Source organism: Pseudomonas sp. IC_126, from assembly GCF_004331835.1.
Taxonomy (GTDB): Bacteria; Pseudomonadota; Gammaproteobacteria; order Pseudomonadales; family Pseudomonadaceae; genus Stutzerimonas.
Genome location: NZ_SJSS01000005.1, coordinates 272,037 through 292,266 on the forward strand (window position 1 = coordinate 272,037; position 20,230 = coordinate 292,266).

The 20,230-nt window shown below is 59.3% G+C and carries 23 protein-coding genes; 21 read left to right on the top strand and 2 right to left on the bottom strand.

Annotation, left to right across the window (positions count from 1 at the left end; translation table 11 throughout):
* Nucleotides 1–105: 105 nt before the first annotated feature.
* The 19 genes from trmJ (at nt 106) to der (ending at nt 16,769) form a co-directional block, all read left to right on the top strand.
* Nucleotides 106–882 carry a tRNA (cytosine(32)/uridine(32)-2'-O)-methyltransferase TrmJ gene (gene trmJ, locus E0D86_RS16820; RefSeq protein ID WP_131651191.1) on the top strand — a complete coding sequence of 259 codons (777 nt, stop codon included), beginning with the start codon at nt 106–108 and terminating at the stop codon, nt 880–882.
* A complete protein-coding gene (cysE, locus tag E0D86_RS16825; RefSeq protein ID WP_131651192.1) occupies nt 882–1,658 on the top strand; it encodes a serine O-acetyltransferase in 777 nt (258 codons plus the stop codon). The genes trmJ and cysE (E0D86_RS16825) overlap by 1 nt, the downstream gene beginning before the upstream one ends.
* 181 nt (nt 1,659–1,839) lie before the next feature.
* Nucleotides 1,840–2,331, top strand: a complete 492-nt coding sequence (gene iscR / locus E0D86_RS16830) for a Fe-S cluster assembly transcriptional regulator IscR (RefSeq protein ID WP_131651193.1) — start codon at nt 1,840–1,842, stop codon at nt 2,329–2,331.
* 30 nt (nt 2,332–2,361) lie between these two features.
* Nucleotides 2,362–3,576: an IscS subfamily cysteine desulfurase gene (locus E0D86_RS16835; RefSeq protein WP_131651194.1), complete on the top strand. Its 1,215-nt coding sequence runs from the start codon at nt 2,362–2,364 to the stop codon at nt 3,574–3,576.
* 42 nt (nt 3,577–3,618) lie between these two features.
* A complete protein-coding gene (gene iscU, locus E0D86_RS16840; protein ID WP_045425243.1) occupies nt 3,619–4,011 on the top strand; it encodes a Fe-S cluster assembly scaffold IscU in 393 nt (130 codons plus the stop codon).
* A gap of 10 nt (nt 4,012–4,021) precedes the next feature.
* On the top strand, nt 4,022–4,345 hold the full coding sequence (gene iscA / locus E0D86_RS16845; RefSeq protein ID WP_131651195.1) for an iron-sulfur cluster assembly protein IscA: 324 nt from the start codon (nt 4,022–4,024) through the stop codon (nt 4,343–4,345).
* Between the two features lie 7 nt (nt 4,346–4,352).
* On the top strand, nt 4,353–4,874 hold the full coding sequence (gene hscB / locus E0D86_RS16850) for a co-chaperone HscB (RefSeq protein WP_131651196.1): 522 nt from the start codon (nt 4,353–4,355) through the stop codon (nt 4,872–4,874).
* A 40-nt stretch (nt 4,875–4,914) separates the two neighbouring features.
* On the top strand, nt 4,915–6,777 hold the full coding sequence (gene hscA, locus E0D86_RS16855) for a Fe-S protein assembly chaperone HscA (protein WP_131651197.1): 1,863 nt from the start codon (nt 4,915–4,917) through the stop codon (nt 6,775–6,777).
* A gap of 5 nt (nt 6,778–6,782) precedes the next feature.
* Entirely contained in the window at nt 6,783–7,121 is a 339-nt protein-coding gene (gene fdx / locus E0D86_RS16860; protein ID WP_131651268.1) for an ISC system 2Fe-2S type ferredoxin, read from the top strand.
* 14 nt (nt 7,122–7,135) lie between these two features.
* A complete protein-coding gene (iscX, locus tag E0D86_RS16865; RefSeq protein WP_131651198.1) occupies nt 7,136–7,333 on the top strand; it encodes a Fe-S cluster assembly protein IscX in 198 nt (65 codons plus the stop codon).
* 238 nt (nt 7,334–7,571) lie between these two features.
* Complete coding sequence (gene ndk, locus E0D86_RS16870; protein WP_021209485.1) at nt 7,572–8,003, top strand: nucleoside-diphosphate kinase; 432 nt, start codon at nt 7,572–7,574, stop codon at nt 8,001–8,003.
* Between the two features lie 19 nt (nt 8,004–8,022).
* Nucleotides 8,023–9,171 (top strand): 23S rRNA (adenine(2503)-C(2))-methyltransferase RlmN, encoded by a 1,149-nt coding sequence (gene rlmN, locus E0D86_RS16875; protein ID WP_131651199.1) that lies wholly within the window; start codon nt 8,023–8,025, stop codon nt 9,169–9,171.
* A 16-nt stretch (nt 9,172–9,187) separates the two neighbouring features.
* A complete protein-coding gene (gene pilW / locus E0D86_RS16880; protein ID WP_131651200.1) occupies nt 9,188–9,946 on the top strand; it encodes a type IV pilus biogenesis/stability protein PilW in 759 nt (252 codons plus the stop codon).
* Nucleotides 9,943–10,935, top strand: coding sequence for a RodZ family helix-turn-helix domain-containing protein (locus E0D86_RS16885; protein WP_131651201.1), 993 nt, complete (start codon nt 9,943–9,945; stop codon nt 10,933–10,935). Before pilW ends, E0D86_RS16885 begins: the two co-directional genes overlap by 4 nt.
* 2 nt (nt 10,936–10,937) lie before the next feature.
* Nucleotides 10,938–12,050, top strand: a complete 1,113-nt coding sequence (gene ispG / locus E0D86_RS16890) for a flavodoxin-dependent (E)-4-hydroxy-3-methylbut-2-enyl-diphosphate synthase (RefSeq protein WP_131651202.1) — start codon at nt 10,938–10,940, stop codon at nt 12,048–12,050.
* A 13-nt stretch (nt 12,051–12,063) separates the two neighbouring features.
* Complete coding sequence (hisS, locus tag E0D86_RS16895; RefSeq protein ID WP_131651203.1) at nt 12,064–13,347, top strand: histidine--tRNA ligase; 1,284 nt, start codon at nt 12,064–12,066, stop codon at nt 13,345–13,347.
* Between the two features lie 40 nt (nt 13,348–13,387).
* On the top strand, nt 13,388–14,029 hold the full coding sequence (locus tag E0D86_RS16900) for a tetratricopeptide repeat protein (RefSeq protein WP_131651204.1): 642 nt from the start codon (nt 13,388–13,390) through the stop codon (nt 14,027–14,029).
* Between the two features lie 4 nt (nt 14,030–14,033).
* Nucleotides 14,034–15,182: an outer membrane protein assembly factor BamB gene (gene bamB / locus E0D86_RS16905; protein ID WP_131651205.1), complete on the top strand. Its 1,149-nt coding sequence runs from the start codon at nt 14,034–14,036 to the stop codon at nt 15,180–15,182.
* Nucleotides 15,183–15,287: 105 nt separating this feature from the next.
* Complete coding sequence (der, locus tag E0D86_RS16910) at nt 15,288–16,769, top strand: ribosome biogenesis GTPase Der (RefSeq protein ID WP_131651206.1); 1,482 nt, start codon at nt 15,288–15,290, stop codon at nt 16,767–16,769.
* Between the two features lie 44 nt (nt 16,770–16,813).
* Here the strand turns inward: der and cysE (E0D86_RS16915) are convergent, their stop codons facing one another.
* Entirely contained in the window at nt 16,814–17,605 is a 792-nt protein-coding gene (gene cysE, locus E0D86_RS16915; protein ID WP_131651207.1) for a serine O-acetyltransferase, read from the bottom strand.
* 180 nt (nt 17,606–17,785) lie between these two features.
* Here cysE (E0D86_RS16915) and E0D86_RS16920 point away from each other — a divergent pair, with 180 nt between their 5' ends.
* Nucleotides 17,786–18,934 carry a pyridoxal phosphate-dependent aminotransferase gene (locus tag E0D86_RS16920; protein WP_131651208.1) on the top strand — a complete coding sequence of 383 codons (1,149 nt, stop codon included), beginning with the start codon at nt 17,786–17,788 and terminating at the stop codon, nt 18,932–18,934.
* Entirely contained in the window at nt 18,922–19,716 is a 795-nt protein-coding gene (locus E0D86_RS16925) for an amidohydrolase (protein WP_131651209.1), read from the top strand. The genes E0D86_RS16920 and E0D86_RS16925 overlap by 13 nt, the downstream gene beginning before the upstream one ends.
* Here E0D86_RS16925 and E0D86_RS16930 read toward each other — a convergent pair.
* The gene (locus E0D86_RS16930) at nt 19,713–20,105 is read right to left on the bottom strand and encodes a DUF2784 domain-containing protein (protein ID WP_131651210.1); all 393 of its coding nucleotides are present in this window, start codon (nt 20,103–20,105) and stop codon (nt 19,713–19,715) included. The two genes, E0D86_RS16925 and E0D86_RS16930, sit on opposite strands and share 4 nt — an antisense overlap.
* Nucleotides 20,106–20,230 lie beyond the last annotated feature (125 nt).

A 20,230-nucleotide genomic window follows, 5' to 3' on the forward strand; every position in this document is an offset into this window, starting at 1 on the left:
GAAAGCTGGCTCGGGTGTATGAGGATGGAGACCGTCGGGACGGTAATGGCGAAGGCGTAATCCCTTCCTGTAAGCTTTCGGTCCGCTTTTTGGTCGAGAATAACTGTGTCGCTTCAGAACATTCGTGTGGTGCTGGTCAATACGAGTCATGCCGGCAATATCGGTGGCGCGGCCAGGGCTATGAAAAATATGGGTTTGTCCCGTCTGGTTCTGGTGGATCCGGAGGATTTTCCCAGTCCGAACGCTATTGCCCGGGCGTCGGGTGCAACGGATATTCTCGATTCGGCGCAGGTCGTGGCGACGCTCGAAGAGGCGTTGGTGGGCTGCAGCCTGGTGCTGGGGACCAGTGCGCGTGATCGCCGAATACCCTGGCCGCTGTTGGATCCGCGCGAGACCGGTTCAGTTTGCCTGGAGCAAATCGAGCGCGGCGGTGAGGTCGCATTGGTATTCGGCCGCGAATATGCCGGCCTCACCAACGAAGAGCTTCAGCGCTGTCAGTACCATGTGCATATCCCGTCCGATCCTGATTTCAGTTCGCTGAACTTGGCCGCGGCGGTGCAGGTGCTGGCTTACGAGGTGCGTATGGCCTGGCTTGCGGCGAACGGCCAGCCAAGCAAGCAGGAGAAGCTCGAAACCACATCGATGCTCAATGCGCAGCCCGTGACCGCTGACGAGCTTGAGCACTATTACGGGCATCTCGAGCAGACCTTGATCGATATCGGCTTTCTCGACCCGGAGAAGCCTCGTCACCTTATGCCGCGTTTGCGCAGGCTTTACGGGCGTAGCGGCATCAGCAAACTCGAAATGAACATCCTGCGCGGGATTCTGACCGAAACCCAGAAGGCTGTCCGCGGCGAACCCCACAAGCGGAGATCTGATTGATGTTCGAACGCATGCGCGAAGATATCCAGAGCGTTTTTCATCGCGATCCGGCGGCGCGTAACGCATTCGAGGTCATCACTTGTTATCCGGGGCTGCACGCTGTCTGGTTTCATCGGGTTTCGCATTGGTTGTGGATGAAGGATTGCAAGTGGCTGGCGCGAGTGAACTCAAACCTGGCGCGGTGGCTGACGGGTATCGAGATCCATCCGGGGGCGCATATCGGTCGGCGTTTTTTTATCGATCATGGGATGGGTATCGTGATTGGCGAGACTGCGCAGATCGGTAATGACGTGACGCTCTATCATGGTGTCACGTTGGGTGGGACTAGCTGGAACAAGGGCAAGCGCCACCCTACGCTCGAAGACGGTGTGATTGTTGGAGCAGGGGCGAAGATTCTCGGCCCGTTTACAGTAGGTGCTGGCGCCAAGGTCGGCTCCAACGCGGTGGTCACCCGCGCGGTTCCGGCGGGTGCTACCGCGGTCGGCATTCCGGGGCGCGTGATCGTCAAGTCGGATGAAGAGCAAGAAGCCAAGCGCAAGGCGATTGCCGAGAAGATCGGCTTCGATGCTTACGGGGTGACAGAAGATATGCCAGACCCCGTGGCGCGCGCCATTGGCCAGTTGCTCGATCACGTCCAGGCTGTCGAAGAGCGCATGGAAGGTATGTGTCAGGCGCTGACTGCGCTAGGCAGCGACTATTGCGCCAAGCAGATGCCCGAGCTGCGTGAAGAGGATTTCGCTGAGGTCAAGGATGCTGGCGATGAGGCTCGCCCCTGAGGGTTGGGTGCGATAGACGGGGCGCGCTGTTATAATGGGCGCCTTTGCTGATGGGGTGCTGCGTTCCGGTCGCCGCTTCTGCTCAGCAGCTAAAGTCCGAGTGGTTTAATAGGTCTTATAGTTGATCTAAATAGTCGGGTATTGCATACTTGCGCCAAACCATGATGCTTGGTGCAAACCGATGCGATTGACTACCAAAGGCCGTTACGCCGTCACTGCGATGCTCGATCTGGCGCTGCATGCGCAGCATGGGCCGGTGTCTCTTGCCGATATATCCGAGCGGCAGGGCATCTCGCTCTCCTACCTTGAACAGCTATTCGCCAAACTGCGCCGTGGCAGTCTAGTTACCAGCGTTCGGGGGCCGGGTGGCGGTTATCAACTTTCCCGTGAAATGGCCGGTATTCAGGTTGCGCAAGTCATCGACGCAGTCAACGAGTCGGTCGATGCCACGCGCTGCCAGGGGCTGGGTGACTGTCATTCGGGTGATACCTGTCTGACCCACCATCTGTGGTGCGATTTGAGTCAGCAGATCCACGAGTTTCTAAGCGGCATCAGTCTGGCGGATCTGGTAATGCGTCGCGAGGTCCAGGAAGTGGCTCTGCGCCAGGATATGCGGCGCACCAAAGGCCAGATTTCGCAACTGGAAAAGATTGAAGCGTCCGCCGTCGATTGAGCAGGACGACTGCCTGATAGGAGATACCTGATGAAGTTGCCGATTTACCTTGATTATTCCGCTACCACACCGGTCGATCCTCGCGTTGCCGAGAAAATGGTCGAGTGCCTCACTGCTGAAGGTAACTTCGGCAACCCGGCGTCACGCTCCCATGCCTTTGGCTGGAAAGCCGAGGAGGCTGTGGAGAACGCTCGCCGCCAAGTCGCCGAGCTAGTCAATGCGGACCCTCGCGAAATCGTCTGGACCTCGGGTGCCACCGAATCTGACAACCTGGCGATCAAAGGCGTCGCGCATTTCTATGCCTCCAAAGGCAAGCACATCATCACCAGCAAGATCGAGCACAAGGCCGTTTTGGATACGACCCGCCAGCTTGAGCGTGAAGGCTTCGAAGTGACCTACATCGAGCCAGGCGAAGACGGTGTGATCACCCCGACAATGGTCGAGGCAGCCCTGCGTGATGACACCGTGCTGGTTTCCATCATGCACGTGAACAACGAGATCGGAACGATCAACGACATTGCTGCGATCGGTGAACTCACCCGCTCGCGCGGTGTGCTGTTCCATGTCGACGCCGCTCAGTCCACCGGCAAGGTGGAAATCGACCTAGAGAAGATGAAGGTCGACCTGATGTCCTTCTCCGCACACAAGACCTACGGTCCCAAAGGCGTCGGTGCGCTCTATGTTCGCCGCAAACCACGTGTGCGCCTCGAAGCGCAGATGCATGGTGGTGGCCATGAGCGCGGCATGCGCTCGGGCACGCTGGCAGCGCATCAGTCGGTGGGCATGGGCGAGGCGTTCCGCATTGCTAAAGAGGAAATGGCTGCCGAGAACGAGCGCATCACTCAGTTGCGTGACCGCTTCTTCAAGCAGGTCGAGCACCTGGAAGAGCTGTATGTAAACGGCAGCATGACGGCGCGGGTTCCGCACAACCTGAATCTGAGTTTCAACTATGTCGAGGGCGAGTCGCTGATCATGGCGCTCAAGGATCTGGCGGTTTCCTCCGGCTCTGCCTGTACCTCTGCCTCACTGGAGCCGTCTTATGTGCTCCGCGCGCTGGGCCGCAACGACGAACTTGCGCACAGCTCGATCCGTTTTACTTTCGGCCGCTTCACTACTGAAGAAGAGGTCGACTACGCCGCGCGGAAAGTCAGCGAGGCGGTTATCAAGTTGCGTGAGCTTTCGCCCCTGTGGGACATGTTCAAAGACGGCGTCGATATCTCGAAAGTCGAGTGGGCTGCCCACTGATCCACCGAGCTCCGCATAGCCTGATTCAAAGAGGATTGCACCATGGCATACAGTGACAAGGTCATCGACCATTATGAAAACCCTCGCAATGTCGGCAAATTCGACGCTGAGGATCCATCCATCGGTACCGGCATGGTCGGTGCGCCAGCATGCGGCGACGTGATGCGCCTGCAGATCAAGGTCAACGAGCAGGGCGTCATTGAAGATGCCAAGTTCAAGACCTATGGCTGTGGTTCGGCCATCGCTTCCAGCTCGCTGGCTACCGAGTGGATGAAGGGCAAAACCCTGGAAGAAGCTGAAACCATCAAGAACACTCAGCTGGCCGAAGAGCTGGCGCTGCCGCCGGTGAAAATCCACTGCTCGGTCCTGGCGGAAGATGCCATCAAGGCCGCCGTTCGCGACTATCGCGAGAAAAAAGGGTTGCCACAGGCCTAAGGAGGTATCGATGGCTATCAGTATGACAGCCGCTGCTGCCAATCACGTACGTCGCTCCCTCGAGGGGCGCGGCAAAGGGCTGGGCGTCCGATTGGGTGTGCGCACCACCGGGTGTTCCGGTCTGGCCTACGTGCTTGAGTTCGTTGACGAGGCGGCGGTAGAGGACTCGGTGTTCGACAGTCACGGCGTGAAGGTCATCATCGATCCGAAAAGCCTCGTGTACCTCGATGGCACTGAACTCGACTTCGTTCGGGAAGGCCTGAACGAGGGCTTCAAGTTCAATAACCCCAACGTGCGCGGCGAATGCGGCTGCGGCGAGAGCTTCAACATCTGAGGACGCTGTGGGAACTCCCTGTCACTACGCGCTGTTCGAGCTGCAGCCGGCTTTCGATATTGATATCGAGGCGCTCTCGTCCCGTTATCGCGAGCTTGCACGCAAGGTTCATCCGGATCGGTTCGCTGACGCTGGCGAGAGAGAGCAGCGTCACGCCATAGAGCGCTCGGCGAATCTCAACGAGGCTTTTCAAACGTTGAAAAGCCCGTCCCGGCGGGCCCGTTATCTGCTAACGCTGCAGGGGCGGGATATGCCGCTTGAGGCTACCGTCCAGGATCCTGCCTTTCTGATGCAGCAGATGCAGTGGCGTGAAGAGCTCGAAGAGTTGTATGACGATGGGAATCTCGACGGCGTCGTTTCCTTCAAGGCTCGCCTGAAAGCCGTTCAGCAGGATCTCAATGATTCGTTCGCCCATATATGGCGGGATGAATCGCAGCGCGAGGAGGCGGAACGGCTGGTGCGCCGAATGCAGTTTCTCGACAAGCTGGCACATGAAGTGCGCCAGTTGGAAGAGCGCCTCGACGATTAACCCCGCGTAGCGCCAGCGCTGCGCCCGATATCAGACAGACATGGCCTTACTTCAGATAGCTGAACCCGGACAAAGCCCGCAGCCTCACCAGCGCCGCCTGGCGGTTGGTATCGATCTCGGAACTACCAATTCACTCGTCGCGGCCCTGCGTAGTGGCGTTACGGCGCCGCTGGCCGATGCCGACGGTGAGGTGATTCTTCCGTCCGCGGTGCGTTATCACGCTGACCACGTTGAGGTGGGACGTGCTGCTAAGAGCGCAGCCGCCAGTGACCCATTGAATACCGTTGTGTCGGTCAAACGTCTGTTGGGTCGCGGTATCGGCGATGTGAAGCAGCTGGGTGAGCAACTGCCTTATCAGTTCAGCGAAGGGCAATCGCAAATGCCTTTTATCGAGACGGTACAGGGCGCCAAGAGTCCGGTTGAGGTATCTGCCGAAATTCTTCGCACCTTGCGCGAGCGCGCTGAGGCCGTGCTGGGTGGTGAGCTAGTTGGTGCTGTGGTCACTGTTCCTGCGTATTTCGATGATGCGCAACGGCAAGCCACCAAGGACGCCGCGCGGCTGGCCAATCTCAATGTGCTGCGTCTACTCAACGAGCCGACCGCCGCAGCCGTTGCTTATGGTCTTGATCGCGAGGCCGAGGGCGTCGTGGCTATCTATGATCTGGGTGGCGGAACCTTCGATATCTCAATTCTGCGCCTAACGAAAGGTGTGTTCGAGGTGCTGGCGACCGGGGGCGATACCGCACTTGGCGGTGATGACTTCGACCATGCGATCGCCGGCTGGATTCTCGCCCAGGCGGGGGCATCCGAGGATCTCGATCCAGGCGCGCAGCGCGCAGTATTGAAAATCGCCTGTGATACCAAGGAGCGGCTCAGCGATGCCGAGTCCGTCGAGGTGCGTTATGGCGGTTGGCAGGGCGTTCTGACGCGCGCGACCTTCAACGAGCTCATCGATCCGATGATTGCTCGCAGCCTCAAGTCCTGCCGGCGCGCGCTACGGGATTCGGCTGTCGAGTTGGAAGATGTTCATGCGGTGGTAATGGTCGGCGGCTCCACTCGGGTGCCGAGAGTTCGTGAACGGGTTGGCGAGATGTTCGGTCGAGATCCTCTGACCGATATCGATCCCGATCAGGTCGTTGCCATCGGCGCGGCGATCCAGGCCGAAACCCTTGCAGGCAACAATCGTGATGGAGAGGAGCTTCTGCTGCTCGACGTGATCCCGTTGTCTCTGGGGCTGGAGACCATGGGCGGTCTGATGGAGAAGATCATCCCGCGCAACACCACGATTCCGGTTGCACGTGCGCAGGAGTTCACCACCTACAAGGATGGTCAGTCGGCCATGATGATCCACGTGCTGCAAGGCGAGCGCGAGCTTATCGCCGACTGCCGCTCGCTGGCTCGCTTCGAGTTGCGTGGCATACCTTCGATGGTGGCGGGCGCGGCGAAGATTCGCGTTACCTTTCAGGTCGATGCCGACGGGTTGCTCAGCGTATCGGCTCGTGAATTGGCATCCGGCGTCGAGTCGAGCATTCAGGTGAAGCCCTCGTATGGGCTGACCGATGGCGAAATCACCCGCATGCTGGAAGATTCTTTTAACAAGGCCGGCGAAGACAAGGCTGCTCGGGCGCTACGTGAACAGCTGGTCGATGCGCAGCGGCTGCTCGAGGCGGTCGACTCTGCCTTGGCTGTAGATGGCGAGCGTTTGCTCAGCGATGAGGAACGCGTCGCGATCGAATCGCAGATGCATGCGCTGCGTGAGCTGCTTGATGGTCGCGACGGCGTTGCCATCGAGCGTCAAATCAAGCGCCTGAGCCAGATTACCGATGCCTTTGCCGCGCGCAGGCTAGATTCCACCGTCAAGGCTGCACTGGCTGGACGGCGGCTTAACGATATCGAGGAATGACCCAGATGCCGCAGATTGTTTTCCTGCCCCATGCCGACCACTGTCCGGAAGGGGCTGTAGTGGATGCGCAGCCCGGTGAAACGGTGCTCGATGCCGCGCTGCGAAACGGTATCGATATTGAGCATGCCTGTGAAAAATCCTGTGCATGTACCACCTGCCACGTTGTGATCCGTGAAGGATTTGCCTCGCTGGAAGCTTCCGATGAGCTGGAAGACGACATGCTGGACAAGGCCTGGGGGCTCGAGCCCAACTCCCGGCTGTCCTGTCAGGCGGCCGTTACGGATGCCGATCTGGTGGTCGAGATTCCGAAGTACACCATCAATCAAGTTTCCGAAGGCCATTGAGGGCGAGGTGAACCATGGCGCTTAAATGGGCCGATGTGCTGGACATCGCAATCGAACTGGCCGAATGCAAACCGGATGTAGATCCTCGCTATGTGAATTTCGTCGAGCTGCATCGTTGGGTGGTTGAGCTGCCAGATTTCTCGGACGATCCGAATCGCGGTGGCGAGAAAGTGCTCGAAGCCATCCAGGCTGCCTGGATCGAAGAAATCTAGATCAGCGGCGAGCTGCAAGTTTTGGGTAAGGTAGGCTCCACCCGCCGGCATCGATGTCGAGAGGGCTCTGCTGGGCTGAAGCCCACCCTGCGGTGCTTGAGACGCCCGTTTGGCATTAAGCTTCCCGCGCTATTATCGTCTTCAGCTCCCCGGCTGCTCTTATATTTTCCTTCCCGACCCGCGTATAATTCGCGGGTTTACTCGTTTGCTTTAACCTGTCGATTTCTGGAGTTTTCAAATGGCCCTGCAACGCACTTTTTCCATCATCAAGCCTGACGCTGTCGCCAAGAACGTAATCGGTGAAATCACCTCCCGTTTTGAGAAGGCTGGTCTGCGCGTCGTCGCTTCGAAGATGGTCCAACTGTCCGAGCGTGAAGCTGGCGGTTTCTATGCCGAGCACAGTGAGCGTGGCTTCTTCAAGGATCTGGTCGCTTTCATGGTTTCCGGTCCGGTCATCGTTCAGGTGCTGGAAGGTGAAGACGCCATCGCCAAGAACCGTGAGCTGATGGGTGCCACCAACCCGAAGGAAGCCGCTCCGGGCACTATTCGCGCCGATTTCGCTGTTTCCATCGACGAAAATGCTGTTCACGGTTCCGATTCCGAAGCCTCTGCTGCGCGCGAAATCGCTTACTTCTTCTCCGCCACCGAAGTGTGCGCCCGCATTCGCTGATCAGGCGAAGGTGAATTCAATGACTGTTACGACCGGTAAAGTAAACCTGCTGGGGCTAACCCAGCCTCAGTTGGAAAGCTTCTTCGATTCAATAGGGGAGAAGCGCTTTCGTGCCGGTCAGGTCATGAAGTGGATTCACCACTTTGGCGTCGATGATTTCGACGCCATGAGCAATATCGGCAAGGCCTTGCGCGAAAAGCTCAAGGCCTCTGCCGAGATACGCGGCCCGGAAATCGTCAGCGAGGATATTTCCAGCGATGGCACCCGCAAATGGGTGGTTCGCGTCGCCTCGGGCAGTTGTGTCGAAACCGTATACATTCCGCAGAACGGGCGGGGCACGCTGTGCGTTTCTTCGCAGGCTGGTTGCGCGCTGGACTGCAGTTTCTGCTCTACCGGCAAACAAGGTTTCAACAGCAACCTCACGGCAGCCGAGGTGATCGGTCAGGTGTGGATTGCTAACAAGTCGTTCGGCACCATACCGGCGAAAGTCGATCGCGCCATCACTAACGTGGTGATGATGGGCATGGGCGAGCCTTTGCTGAACTTCGACAACGTCGTCGCCGCCATGCAGATCATGATGGATGACCTGGGATATGGCATTTCCAAGCGCAAGGTGACGCTCTCGACATCCGGTGTCGTACCGATGATCGATGAACTCTCCAAAGTCATCGACGTGTCGCTGGCACTGTCGCTGCATGCGCCGAACGACGCGCTGCGTGACCAGTTGGTGCCTATCAACAAGAAGTACCCATTGGAGATGCTGCTTGCTGCTTGCCAGCGCTATATCTCGAATCTGGGCGAGAAGCGCGTGCTCACCATCGAGTACACGCTTTTGCAAGGTGTCAACGATCAGCCCGAGCATGCCGAGCAAATGATCGCGTTGCTGGCGAAAATCCCCTGCAAGATCAATTTGATCCCTTTCAACCCCTTCCCGCATTCCGGATATGAGAGGCCGAGCAACAACGCCATCCGCCGTTTCCAGGACATCCTGCATAAAGCTGGGCACAATGTAACGGTGCGTACCACTCGCGGCGAGGATATCGATGCAGCCTGCGGCCAGCTGGTGGGTCAGGTGATGGATCGGACGCGTCGTAGCGAGCGCTATATCGCGGTGCGTGAGTTGCAATCCGAGCCAGTGACGGCGTCCGTTGCTTCCAACCGTTCCTGAGGAGGGGATATTGCTGATGACCGTGCGCGTTGCGCTGCTGCTTGTCTTTGCCGGCTTCATGGCTGGCTGTGTATCTTCCGGGACGGGTAATCCGTTGCAAACCTCTGAAGGGCGTAACGAAGCGCGAGATGCCTATATTCAGCTTGGCATCGGCTATTTGCAGCAAGGTGAGGGCTCGCGTGCCAAGACGCCGCTGCGCAAGGCGCTCGAGCTGGATCCAGGTAGTGCGGACGCCCATGCGGCGCTGGCTCTCGTATTTCAGAACGAGATGGAATACCAGTTGGCCGACGAGCATTACCGTAAGGCACTATCCAGCCGCAACGATGCACGTATCTTGAACAACTACGGCAGTTTCCTGTTCGAGCAGAAACGTTATCAAGAAGCCATGGAGCGTTTTGCGAAAGCGTCCGAGGATAACCTCTATCCCGAGCGCTCGCATGTCTTCCAGAACATGGGCATGACTGCGCTGAAACTCGGCCAGCGCGAGCAGGCCGAAGCCTATTTCACCCGCGCTCTTCGCCTCGATAGCCGTCAGCCACGGGCTCTTCTCGAACTTGCACTATTGGCCTACGAGACCCAGCAGTACGTGCCGGCAAAACGTTATTACGACGGATTCAGTAGTCTTTCCGAGCAGAACGCCCGCAGTCTGCTGCTGGGTATTCGTCTGGCAAGGATTCATCAGGACCGGGATCTAGCAGCAAGCCTCGGTCTGCAACTCAAGCGCCTGTACCCAGGTACGCCTGAATATCAACAGTTTCTTTCGGAGCAACGATGATAGCGCCACATTCAGAAGACGCTGCCCCGACACTGGCCAACCCAGGCGAGACGCTCCGCGCCGCGCGGGAAAGCAAGGACTGGCCGATTTCTTCGGTGGCGAAACAGCTCAATCTGTCGGAGCGCTCGCTCATCCAGATCGAGGCCAGTGATTTCAGTCAGCTGCCTGGCCATACTTTTGCGCGCGGCTACGTTCGGGCATATGCCAAGCTCCTGGGGCTGGATCAGGCTCTGTTAGTGCAGCAGTTCGATCAGCATACTGGTACGGATGCGAGTGGTAGCAGCGTCAACAGCCTGGGTCACATTGATCAGCCCGTGCGCTTGTCGCGCAGCATGGTGCGCTTCTTCACGTTTCTTCTGACGCTTGTTATTGGTGCCGGCGCTTTTTTTTGGTGGCAGGACCGATCGGCTCGTAACGAGTCGGGCCCATCGGTCACGGCACTGGAGCGGATCGAGGTCGAGGCGGCCGACGGTACCACTGAGATTCATTTGCTGGATCGAGCCGAGGATCCGGCTGAGCTTGCTATCGACGAGCCGACTGATTCAGTGCCGCCTACGGTGAGTGATCAAGGGCAGAGCTCTGAAACTGTAACCCTGTCGTCGGACGAACAGCCGGCAGCCGAGATGCCTATTGAAGCGCCTGCGGAGCAGGGCGAGCCGGTTTCTTCCGCTGAGGTATCCGCCGCGCCCGCCCCACCAGCCGATGTTGCAGTGGCTCCAGTGGCCGAAGCGGAGCCGATCGTGCCGGGAGAAGGTCGCCTGACGCTTGAGTACACCGCTGACTGCTGGACCCGAGTAACCGATGCGAACGGCAAGGTGCTTTACAGCGGGTTGGAAAAGGCTGGCAGCAGTCGCACTTTGGTTGGCCAGACCCCGCTGGACCTGCACCTGGGTTTTGCCTCCGGTGTGCAAGTCAGCTTCAACGGGGAAGCCGTCAATCTTTCTGGCAAAACGCGTGGCGAGACCGCGCGACTCAAGCTCGGACAGTAATTATGCACAGTGAATCCCCCATCAAGCGCCGCCACACCCGAAAGATTTGGGTTGGCAGCGTACCGGTCGGTGGCGATGCGCCTATCGCCGTGCAGAGCATGACCAATACCGAAACCTGCGACGTCGACGCGACTGTCGCGCAGATCCAGCGGCTGCAGGATGCAGGTGCGGACATCGTTCGGGTCTCGGTGCCCTCGATGGACGCGGCTGAGGCGTTCGGCAAGATCAAGCAGCGCGTCGGTCTGCCGCTGGTGGCCGACATCCATTTCGACTATCAGATTGCCCTGCGTGTGGCTGAGCTTGGCGTCGATTGTCTGCGCATCAACCCCGGCAACATCGGTCGGGAAGATCGTGTGCGGGCCGTGGTCGAAGCCGCACGCGACCGCGGAATCCCGATCCGTATTGGCGTTAATGCCGGGTCGCTGGAAAAAGATTTGCAGAAAAAATACGGCGAGCCGACACCCGAGGCGTTGGTGGAATCGGCTTTGCGCCATGTCGAGCACCTCGACCGGCTGAACTTCCCAGACTTCAAGGTCAGCGTAAAGGCTTCCGATGTGTTCATGGCCGTTGCCGCGTACCGGCTGCTGGCAGACAAGATCGAGCAGCCGCTGCATCTGGGCATCACCGAAGCTGGCGGCTTGCGCTCCGGGACGGTGAAGTCTGCGGTAGGGCTGGGCATGCTGCTGGCCGAAGGTATCGGCGACACCATCCGTATTTCGCTTGCGGCCGACCCGGTGGAAGAAATCAAAGTCGGTTTCGATATCCTCAAATCGTTACGTCTGCGCTCGCGTGGCATCAACTTCATCGCCTGCCCGAGCTGCTCGCGGCAGAACTTCGATGTAGTCAAGACCATGAACGAACTCGAAGGGCGGTTGGACGATTTGCTGGTGCCGATGGATGTCGCGGTGATCGGTTGCGTCGTGAACGGTCCCGGAGAAGCAAAGGAAGCGCATATCGGTCTGACTGGCGGCACGCCCAACAACCTCATCTACATCGACGGCAAACCGGCGCAGAAGCTGAACAACGAAAATCTGGTCGACGAGTTGGAACAGCTAATTCGTCGCAAGGCCAGCGAGAAGGCCGAGGCTGACGCCGCGCTGATTGTGCGTGGCTGATTAAGGAACCGAATTGAGCAAGTCCCTGCAAGCCATTCGTGGCATGAACGATATTCTGCCGGCACAGACGCCGGTGTGGCGCTATCTGGAATCGGCTTTTGCGCGTCTGCTGGACAGCTATGGTTACAGCGAGATCCGCCTGCCCATCCTCGAGTTCACCGACCTGTTCGCCCGCGGCATTGGCGAGGGAACCGATGTGGTCGATAAGGAGATGTACACCTTCCTCGATCGTAACGAGGAGTCGCTGACCCTGCGCCCCGAGGGCACGGCCGGCTGCGTCCGCGCCGTGCTCGAACATGGCATGACCGGTGGCGGTCAGGTGCAGAAACTCTGGTATGCCGGTCCGATGTTCCGTTATGAGAAGCCGCAGAAGGGCCGCTATCGTCAGTTTCACCAGATTGGCGTGGAGGTGTTCAATCAGCCCGGCCCCGACGTCGATGCCGAATTGATCGTACTCACGGCCCGACTGTGGAAGAAGCTCGGCATGTCCGATGCGGTCACGCTGCAGCTGAACAGCCTGGGCTCCAGCGAGGCACGCGCGACCTATCGTGATGCTTTGGTCGCCTACCTGCAGCAGCATTTCGAACAGCTTGACGAAGATAGCCAGCGTCGCTTGACCAGTAATCCCTTGCGCATTCTGGATAGCAAGAATGCTCAGACTCAGGCTTTGCTGGCCGATGCGCCGACATTGCATGACTATTTGGACGATGAGTCTCGTGTTCATTTCGAAGGGCTCAAGGCCCGTCTCGAAGCAGCAGGCATCGCTTATCAGATCAACCCAAAGCTTGTGCGTGGCCTGGATTACTACGGCCGCACCGTATTCGAGTGGGTAACCGACAAATTGGGGTCGCAAGGCACGGTGTGTGCGGGTGGCCGTTACGACGGCCTGGTTAGCCAGTTTGGCGGTAAACCAACGCCGGGCGTGGGCTTTGCAATGGGCATCGAACGCCTGGTGCTGCTGTTGGAAACGCTTGAGCTGGTCCCTGAAGAGCTCAACCAGCCGGCGAACGCATTCATCTGCGCGTTCGGCGAGCCGGCTGAGATTGCCGCGCTGGCTCTGGCCGAGCGCCTTCGTGACGCCTTGCCTGGTCTTCGCCTGCTGGTCAACGCCGGCGGCGGCAGCTTCAAAAGCCAGTTCAAGAAGGCTGACAAGAGCGGGGCACGTTTCGCGCTGATTCTGGGTGACGACGAACTGGCCGCGCGCGTGGTAGGTTGCAAGCCGCTGCGCGACGACAGCGAACAACAAAGCATTGCCTGGGATGCTCTACCCGAGCGTCTGGCTGCCTGTCTGGATTGATCGGACAGATCTGAATTCAGCGATTGAAAGGAGTGACGGTGTGACCTCGGGTACCGAAGAAGAACAGCTGGCGCAAATCAAGGACTGGTGGCAGCGTAACGGCAAGCCTTTGCTACTGGGAGGCATACTCGCGCTGGTGCTGGTGTTTGGTTGGCAGTTTTGGCAAAAACATCAACTCAATCAGGCGCATAACGCCTCGGCCGTCTATCAACAGCTGCTCAATGCCGCGCTGAATGAGGGGGCGGTGGATACCGCCGAAGTTTCGCGCCTGGGCAATCTGCTGCAGAAAGAATTTGCCGGCACGCAGTACGCGCAGTACGGCAGCCTCTTCGTAGCCAAAGTGGCGGTAGAATCCGGCCGTCTCGATGAAGCCGCAACAGAGTTGCGAAGTGTGTTAGACAAGCCCGCCGACAAGACGCTCGAAGAACTGGCCCGCCAGCGCCTCGCTCGCATTCTGGCCGCACAGGATAAGGCCGAAGAGGGGCTCGCGTTGCTGGAAGGTGAGGCTCTGAAAGCATTTGCCGCCAGTCGTGAAGAGTTGCGAGGCGATCTGCTGGTCAGGCTGGGGCGATATGACGAAGCCCATGCGGCCTATACCAAGGCCAAAGAAGTGCTGTCACAAGATGCCGCAATCGGCGGTCTGCAGCTGAAACTGGACGACCTGGCTCGTGGAGAGGCATGAATTGATGCGTTGGAAAACTGCCGCACTGCTGACCCTGGCCGTCCTGGCTGCTGGTTGCAGCAGCAATGACAAGAAAGAACCCGAACCCGCCGAGCTGGTCAAGTTCGATGCCGAGATCGAGCTGAGCAAACAGTGGGATCGTTCGATCGGTGAAGGCCAGGGTGAGACCTACAATCTGCTAACACCTGTCGTCTACGGCGACGAGATATTCGCCGCTGACGTCGAAGGGCTCGTCGTAGCGATGGATCGCATGACCGGCAAGGTCAACTGGAAAAGTGATCTGGAAATGCCGATCTCCGGCGCGGTGGGTGCTGGTTACGGCTTGGTACTGGTAGGCACCCTGCGCGGCGAAGTCCTGGCGCTCGATGTCTCGACCGGTGAAGAGCGTTGGCGCAGTCGGGTTAGCAGCGAGATTCTCGCCGCACCTGCAGTCAATGGAGACGTGGTGGTCGTTCAGACTCAGGATGACCGCGTCATCGCGTTGGATATCGACACCGGCGAGCAGCGTTGGAGTTACGAAAGCTCTCCGGCGGTGCTGACTCTTCGCGGTACCGGCGCTCCGCTACTGACCAATCAACTGGCCATCGCCGGGCTTTCCAGCGGCAAAGTCGTGGCGCTGGATACTCGTCGTGGTTTGCCGGTCTGGGAGCAGCGCGTAGCCATTCCGCAAGGCCGTTCCGAACTCGAACGCGTCGTGGATATCGACGGCGGTCTGCTGCTTTCAGGCGAAACCTTGTATGTCGCTTCCTTCCAGGGACGCGTCGCTGCGCTGGATCTGCAAAGTGGCCGTATTCTCTGGCAGCGCGATGCCTCCACCTCGTCCGGTGTGGCGATGGGCTACGGTAGCGTCTATCTCAGTCAGGCCGATGGCTCGGTTATCGGAATCGATGAACGTTCGACTACGGTGCTCTGGACGAACGAACAGCTCGCTCGCCGCCAGCTATCCGCGCCAGCCGTATTTTCCAGTTATGTGGCGGTCGGCGACAAGGAAGGTTATTTGCATTTCCTGAGTCAGGTCGATGGTCGCTTCGTGGCACGTACTCGCATCGATAGCGATGGTGTGCGTGCGCGGCCTGTTGTCGAGGGTGATTGGCTGTATGCCTACGGCAATGGCGGGAAGCTGGTCGCGTTGACCATTCGCCAGGCGGATTGACCGCCCCGTCATAGCCTGCTGTTCCGCCTGGGCGGAACGCTTAATATTCGGCCGCTGCCTTGCAGCGGCCTTCGTGTTTTCTGAAATATCGCAGTGGAGAGCCGTATGGTTCCCGTAATCGCCCTGGTGGGCCGTCCGAACGTCGGTAAATCCACCCTCTTCAATCGCCTGACCAAAAGCCGTGATGCCATCGTCGCGGAGTACGCCGGTCTTACCCGGGATCGCCAGTACGGCGAGGCCAAATGGCAGGGCCGCACCTATATCGTTATCGATACCGGTGGTCTGACCGGGGACGAAGAAGGCATCGATGCCAAGATGGCCGAGCAGTCGTTGCAAGCCATGGAGGAAGCCGATGCGGTGATGTTCATGGTCGACGCGCGCGCCGGCATGACGCCGGGCGACCAGATGATCGCCGAGCATCTGCGCAGGATGAACAAGCGCCACTTCCTGGTGGTGAACAAGGTCGACAGCATCGATCCGGACATCGCACGGGCCGAGTTCAGCCCGCTGGGTCTCGGCGATGCGCTGCCGATCGCAGCAGCTCATGGCCGCGGTATCAGTCATATGCTGGAACAGGCACTCGGCGCGTTTCCGAAGGACAACGCAGAAGAAACCGAGGGCGACGAGGGTGAGGGCGAGACGGTTGCCGAGGGCGAGGAGCTCAAGCGTATTCCCGGGCCAAGCGAAAAGGACGGCATCAAGATCGCCATCATCGGGCGCCCCAATGTCGGCAAATCAACACTGGTCAACCGCATGCTTGGTGAAGAGCGGGTCATCGTCTATGACCAGGCCGGCACTACCCGCGATAGCATCTACATTCCCTTCGAGCGTGGTGAAGAGAAGTACACCCTGATCGACACCGCAGGCGTGCGGCGTCGCGGCAAGATCTTCGAGGCGGTGGAAAAATTCTCCGTAGTCAAAACACTGCAGGCGATCCAGGACGCCAACGTGGTGATCTTCGTCATGGATGCGCGCGAAGGCGTGGTCGAGCATGACCTCAACCTGCTCGGTTTCGTGCTGGACAGCGGTCGGGCACTGGTCATCGCACTGAACAAGTGGGACGGCATGGAGCCCGGCGAGAAGGATTACGTGAAGAAAGAGTTGGAGCGCCGGCTATTTTTTGTCGAGTTCGCCGATATCCACTTCATTTCAGCCAAGCACGGCACCGGCGTTGGCAATCTATATAAGTCTGTGCAGGCCTCGTTCACTTCTGCCGTTACGCGTTGGCCCACCAGCCGTTTGACCCAGATTCTCGAAGATGCTGTGCGCGAGCACGCGCCGCCGATGGTCGCTGGCCGTCGAATCAAGCTGCGCTATGCCCATCTGGGGGGCGCCAACCCGCCGCTGATCGTGATTCACGGCAACCAGGTCGACGCGATTCCCAAGTCTTACACGCGCTACCTGGAAAATACCTACAGGCGCGTTCTGAAGCTGGTCGGCACGCCGATCCGCATCGAATACAAGGGCGGTGAAAACCCGTTCGAGGGTAAGAAAAACACCCTCACCGATCGTCAGGTAAACAAGAAGCGCCGCCTCATGTCGCACCACAAGAAGGCCGAGAAGAAGCGTCGGGACAAGAAGCGCTGATTCCATAGGCTCCGGCGCGGTCGCGCACGATATGGCAACGGACCCTAGCCCTCGTCGAACGTCTGGTCCATATTCAGGGCTGGTCGTGCGTGCCTCGGCTTGCCAGCCTGGCGAGCCGGGTTGCCCACCACGGTTGTGTGGGGCGCAACGGGGTGCAGCACGATGCTGCCCGCGCCGATCTTGGCGCCTTCGCCAATTTCAATATTGCCCAGGATCTTAGCGCCCGCGCCGATCAGCACTCCGCTACGCACCTTCGGATGACGGTCGCCGCTTTCCTTGCCGGTACCGCCCAGCGTCACGCCTTGCAGGATTGAAACGTCGTCGCCCACCTCGGCCGTTTCGCCGATGACGATTCCCGTGCCGTGGTCGAGCATGATTCCGCTGCCCAGCCGGCTGGCCGGATTGATGTCGATGCCCAGACGTTCATTGCAGCGTGCCTGGATGAACATCGCCAGCATCCGCTCATCCTGTTGATGCAGCCTATGCCCGATACGGTAGGCCTGTAGGGAAAGGAATCCCTTGGAAAACAGGAGCACTTCCAGCTCGGTGTCGAAAGCAGGATCTCGATTGACGATCGCCTGCAGGTCGCGCCAGGCCATTTCGCCCAGCAGCGGGGCCATTCGATGTTCGCTGGCGAAGCGGTCGAACAGCGCATTCGCTTGTTCCGACGTGTCTGCCAGCGTGCGGCTGACGCGATAGGCGAGTGCGCAGCCGAAATCCGGATGATCGAGCACGACCTGCTGAACAATGCTTTCCAGGATCGGCTCCTTCCTAAGCGCCCGTTCGGCCTGGTCGCGCAGGTCGTTCCAGGAATGGCTGGCTGGTTGGATAGGCATAGCGGACTCCTTGGTGAGTATCAGCAGGCAACGGGCGCTGTGGGGCTGGCGTTACGCGCGGTCGCACCAACTGTACAGCCGAGGTTGTCATTCTGGACACCCTCGTCTCAAGCGGCCTTGATCGGCTATGCTGTTTCCCCCTGTCGAAGCCCCGTACGGCAGGCCTGTTGGAAGCCCGTCATGCTCATCAGTAAATTGCCCAATGTCGGCACCACCATCTTCACCACTATGTCGCAGCTTGCGGCTCAGACCGGTGCGTTGAATCTGTCTCAAGGTTTCCCGGATTTCGATGGGCCCGATGCACTGCGCGAAGCGGTGGCTCGTCACGTTATGGCCGGACATAACCAGTACGCACCGATGACCGGTTTGCCGGCATTACGTGAGCAGGTGGCGTTGAAAATCGCGGGATTGTATGGACGGCAGGTGAGCGCCGATAGCGAAGTCACCATTACGCCGGGCGCGACCCAGGCGATCTTTTGCGCTATTCACGCGGTGGTGCGCCCGGGCGACGAAGTCATCGTTTTCGATCCCTGCTACGACAGCTACGAGCCGGCAGTGGAACTGGCCGGTGGCATCTGCATTCATCAGCCGCTGAGCCTGCCGGAGTTCACCATCGATTGGCAGAAGTTGGCCGATACGATCACGCCACGCACCCGCATGATCGTGCTGAATACGCCGCATAATCCGAGCGGCGCGCTGATCGAAGCCGCAGATCTGGACCGTCTGGCCGAGTTGATGCGCGACAGGGATATCTATCTGCTCAGCGACGAGGTCTATGAGCATCTGGTATTCGATGGTCGCGAGCACGCCAGTGTGCTGCGCCATGAAGAGCTGTATCAGCGCGCGTTCGTCGTCAGCTCCTTCGGCAAGACCTACCACGTCACCGGCTGGAAGACTGGTTACGTAGTGGCGCCAGCCGGATTGAGCGCCGAACTACGCAAAGTGCATCAGTACGTCAGCTTTACCGGCGTTACGCCGTTGCAATGGGCATTGGCGGATTTCATGGCCGCCCATCCCGAGCACCTGAGTGAGCTGCCAGCGTTTTATCAGGCAAAGCGCGATCTGTTCTGCGATCTGCTGGCCGGCTCGCGGTTCAGCTTCACCCGCGCGGCGGGCACTTATTTCCAGCTTGCCGACTATTCGGCGATCCGTCCGGATCTCGACGACGTGGCCATGGCCGAATGGCTCACGCGTGAACACGGTGTGGCGAGCATCCCGATTTCGGTTTTTTATCAGACGCCTCCAGCCCAATCGCGGCTGGTCCGCTTCTGCTTCGCCAAACGAGAGGAGACGCTGCGCCAGGCAGCCGAACGACTATGCGCGATCTGAACGACTTGCCCGATCTCGAACTGGCGCTGATCCAGACCACACTCGTCTGGCAGGACGCCAGCGCCAATCGTGCGCGCTTCGATGAGTTACTGGAGCAGGCGCGCGGTGCTGATCTGATCGTGTTGCCGGAAATGTTCACGACGGCCTTCTCGATGAATTCATCGGAGCTGGCCGAGCCTGAGGAAGGGCCGACCTATACCTGGCTGCGAGAGCAGGCGGCACGTATGGATGCGGTGATCACCGGTAGCGTCATCATCGAGGCCACGGACGGCAGTCACCGCAATCGTCTGCTCTGGGCGCGGCCGAACGGCGAGATATCGCACTACGACAAGCGCCATCTGTTCCGCATGGCTGGCGAGCACAAGCACTACACCGCTGGCGACCAGCAGGCGCTATTCGAGCTCAAGCGTTGGCGTGTGCGGCCCTTGATCTGCTACGACCTGCGCTTCCCCGTTTGGAGCCGCGATCCGCGCGATACCGATCTGCTGCTGTACACGGCCAACTGGCCTGCCGCACGCCGCAATGCCTGGAATCGGCTGCTTCCGGCGCGCGCCATCGAAAACCTCTGCTACGTCGCGGCGGTGAACCGCGTTGGAAAAGACGGCAATGGCTATCCGTACAGCGGCGACAGCCAAGTGCTGGATTATCTAGGCGATCCGGTGCTGGAGGCGGGTGACTCCGATGGCGTATTCCGTACGACATTGCGCGCACAAGATCTGGCGGCGTTCCGAAAGAAATTCCCGGCGTATCACGACGGCGACGTGTTCGAATTGAAGTTCTAGCAGCGCGGGCCCGGCGTCTTCGTGGTGCTGCGCCGCCAGCGCACCACCAACCAGCCATAGATCAGCACATTGGCCAGCAGTACCACGGCAGCCAGCAGGTATTGCACGGGTACGCTCAACCAATCCGGGTAGATCAACGGCAGCAAATAATGCTCTACGAAGCTCGCCTCATACCCGGCACTGCCCGCTAGCCGCCGCAGCAGATTCTCCCAATGGGTCAAAGGGCAGTGGCCCCCCGTCAGCTCTACGAAAATGCCCCATGCTACCGCCGGCAAATGCAGCACCAGGAAGCCGCGCTTCCAGGCTACCAGCAGGCCTCCTAACAACACGAAGATGATGAACCCCAGGTGCAGAAGCAACACTGCATCGGCGCCGAGTCGATAAAGCATGACGTTTATCCAGCCGTTTCCGGATGTTTGAGGCACGCAATCTCATGGTTGTAGAGGCGCCGAGCACGGAACCGGTAGCAGCGCACCGAGCAGCGCCAGTCGAACAGGGCCAGAGGATGCAGTGC

Coding starts and splice junctions, on each gene's coding strand:
- cysE (WP_131651192.1), top strand. CDS start 882: ATGTTCGAACGCATGCGCGAAGATATCCAGAGCGTTTTTCATCGCGAT.
- iscR (WP_131651193.1), top strand. CDS start 1,840: ATGCGATTGACTACCAAAGGCCGTTACGCCGTCACTGCGATGCTCGAT.
- E0D86_RS16835 (WP_131651194.1), top strand. CDS start 2,362: ATGAAGTTGCCGATTTACCTTGATTATTCCGCTACCACACCGGTCGAT.
- iscU (WP_045425243.1), top strand. CDS start 3,619: ATGGCATACAGTGACAAGGTCATCGACCATTATGAAAACCCTCGCAAT.
- iscA (WP_131651195.1), top strand. CDS start 4,022: ATGGCTATCAGTATGACAGCCGCTGCTGCCAATCACGTACGTCGCTCC.
- hscA (WP_131651197.1), top strand. CDS start 4,915: ATGGCCTTACTTCAGATAGCTGAACCCGGACAAAGCCCGCAGCCTCAC.
- fdx (WP_131651268.1), top strand. CDS start 6,783: ATGCCGCAGATTGTTTTCCTGCCCCATGCCGACCACTGTCCGGAAGGG.
- iscX (WP_131651198.1), top strand. CDS start 7,136: ATGGCGCTTAAATGGGCCGATGTGCTGGACATCGCAATCGAACTGGCC.
- ndk (WP_021209485.1), top strand. CDS start 7,572: ATGGCCCTGCAACGCACTTTTTCCATCATCAAGCCTGACGCTGTCGCC.
- rlmN (WP_131651199.1), top strand. CDS start 8,023: ATGACTGTTACGACCGGTAAAGTAAACCTGCTGGGGCTAACCCAGCCT.
- pilW (WP_131651200.1), top strand. CDS start 9,188: ATGACCGTGCGCGTTGCGCTGCTGCTTGTCTTTGCCGGCTTCATGGCT.
- E0D86_RS16885 (WP_131651201.1), top strand. CDS start 9,943: ATGATAGCGCCACATTCAGAAGACGCTGCCCCGACACTGGCCAACCCA.
- ispG (WP_131651202.1), top strand. CDS start 10,938: ATGCACAGTGAATCCCCCATCAAGCGCCGCCACACCCGAAAGATTTGG.
- bamB (WP_131651205.1), top strand. CDS start 14,034: ATGCGTTGGAAAACTGCCGCACTGCTGACCCTGGCCGTCCTGGCTGCT.
- der (WP_131651206.1), top strand. CDS start 15,288: ATGGTTCCCGTAATCGCCCTGGTGGGCCGTCCGAACGTCGGTAAATCC.
- cysE (WP_131651207.1), bottom strand. CDS start 17,605: ATGCCTATCCAACCAGCCAGCCATTCCTGGAACGACCTGCGCGACCAG.
- E0D86_RS16920 (WP_131651208.1), top strand. CDS start 17,786: ATGCTCATCAGTAAATTGCCCAATGTCGGCACCACCATCTTCACCACT.
- E0D86_RS16925 (WP_131651209.1), top strand. CDS start 18,922: ATGCGCGATCTGAACGACTTGCCCGATCTCGAACTGGCGCTGATCCAG.
- E0D86_RS16930 (WP_131651210.1), bottom strand. CDS start 20,105: ATGCTTTATCGACTCGGCGCCGATGCAGTGTTGCTTCTGCACCTGGGG.